Source organism: Planktothrix sp. FACHB-1355, assembly GCF_014748295.1.
GTDB lineage: Bacteria > Cyanobacteriota > Cyanobacteriia > Cyanobacteriales > Aerosakkonemataceae > Aerosakkonema > Aerosakkonema funiforme_A.
Genome location: NZ_JACJUP010001270.1, coordinates 1 through 1,898, shown reverse-complemented (window position 1 = coordinate 1,898; position 1,898 = coordinate 1). Strand labels below are relative to the sequence as shown.

At 47.2% G+C, this 1,898-nt stretch carries 1 protein-coding gene; it reads left to right on the top strand.

The window, feature by feature from the left end:
* On the top strand, positions 1-1,729 hold a 1,729-nt coding region (locus H6S82_RS31510), incomplete at its 5' end, for a CHASE2 domain-containing serine/threonine-protein kinase (RefSeq protein WP_191057362.1).
* Between the last annotated feature and the right edge of the window lie 169 nt (positions 1,730-1,898).

The following is a 1,898-nucleotide window of genomic DNA, read 5'->3' as shown; positions in this document are numbered from 1 at the left end:
GCCGGATGCCGGCGGTTATCAACGAGCAGATGCCGCAGGTTATCAAATTCTGCTCAATTACCGCTCATCCGAAAAAGCTACCCAGGAAGTCACTCTCAGCCAAGTTCTCAACGATCGAGTCCCGCCGGAATGGGTGCGCGATCGCGTTGTGTTAATCGGCGTACAAGCACCCAGTATCGACGATGCTTTCTACACACCTTTCAGCGCCGCCAGACCCCAAGATGCGAAAATGCCGGGAGTGGTAGTCCACGCCCAAATAGTCAGCCAAATCCTCAGTGCTGCTCTTGACAAAAGAAGCATTATATGGTATATGCCTTGGTGGGGTGAAGCGCTGTGGATTTGCGGTTGGGCCATAATAGGTGGTTTGGGTGCTTGGAAATTGCGGCATCCTCTATGGCTGGGATTGTCTGGGCTGGGAGCGATCGGCCTTCTGGGAGGAGTTTGCTACGGGTTATTGATATATTCTGCATGGATACCGATCGTAGCGCCAGGGCTGGGGTTGATCGGGACAGGTGCAAGCGTGGTAGTATATGCTGCTTATCAAATGCACAAGCAGCAGCAAAAAATCGCCCACCTGACAGCACAACAAGAAGATACGATCGTGCTGCTGACAACGATGCTCAAATACAATACCGCCGCATCATCTGCCACTATTCCTCACACCCAAGAAATAACTCTTCCTCTACCTTCATCTGCTACAGTTCCTGTTACCTCACTCTCAGAAACATCCGCTTCCCAACCCGAACCGTTCTACTTTTCATCCCTCTTAGACGGGCGCTACAAAATCGTCAAAGTACTCGCTCAAGGAGGATTCGGGCAAACTTATCTGGCAGAGGATATCAAGCGTCCCGGAAAACCAATTTGTGTGGTCAAGCGCTTAATGCCAGCGCGGCGAGATGATAAATTTTTGAAAGTTGCAAAGCGTTTATTTGAGACAGAAGCCAAAATTTTAGAAGTTTTGGGCCAGCACAGTCAGATTCCCCAACTGCTAGCTTACTTTCCAGAAAAAGAAGAGTTCTATTTAGTTGAAGAATATATAGAAGGAATGGCGCTAAGTGAAGAACTACCAACAGATAAGCGCCTGAGCGAATATGTAGTAGTTGATTTACTCAAAGGAATTTTGGATATTCTGGCTTTTATTCACCAAAACCAAGTCATCCACCGCGATATCAAACCCAGCAATATCATTAGAAGAAAAGAAGATGAACAATTGGTTTTGATTGATTTTGGTGCAGTTAAGCAGATGCAGCCACATTCGGGTGACGATACAGAACACCAGACAGTAGCGATCGGCACGCGAGGCTATGCACCGCCGGAACAGTTGGCGGGACACCCGCGTCCCGCCAGCGATATCTATGCAGTCGGGATGATTGGAATTCAGGCGCTGACAGGTATTTCGCCCCACTGTTTGCCCCTCGATCGCGACACGGGTGCTGTCATTTGGCGTTCTTTAGCGAATGTGAGCGAGCAATTTGCCGATATTTTGGATCGGATGGTGTCTTATCATTTCAGCGACAGGTATCAGTCAGCAGCAGCAGTATTAAAGGATCTCAATAGTTTGGAGCGATCGATTTTAAGCAGGGAAACCACAAATCAGAATGCAACAAATAGATCTGATATGGCAACAGACGAACTGGATAACATTCCCCCAACAAAGGTAGATAGTCCTATCCCTTCTCGTTTTTGGGATGCGACAATCAAATTAAATGAGGAGAATTCAGAAGTTTAGAGTTCGTGGTTTCTTTTGCCCTACCCATAACTTTGATTTCTGTCGCGACGCCATCAAAAAATGTCACAATGTAAGACTGGATCTTTCACGCTTCGTGCGTAAGCCCCCTCTAAAATCCAAAATCTAAAATCCAAAATCCAAAATCGATATGAGTCCGACTGCTCTTGAG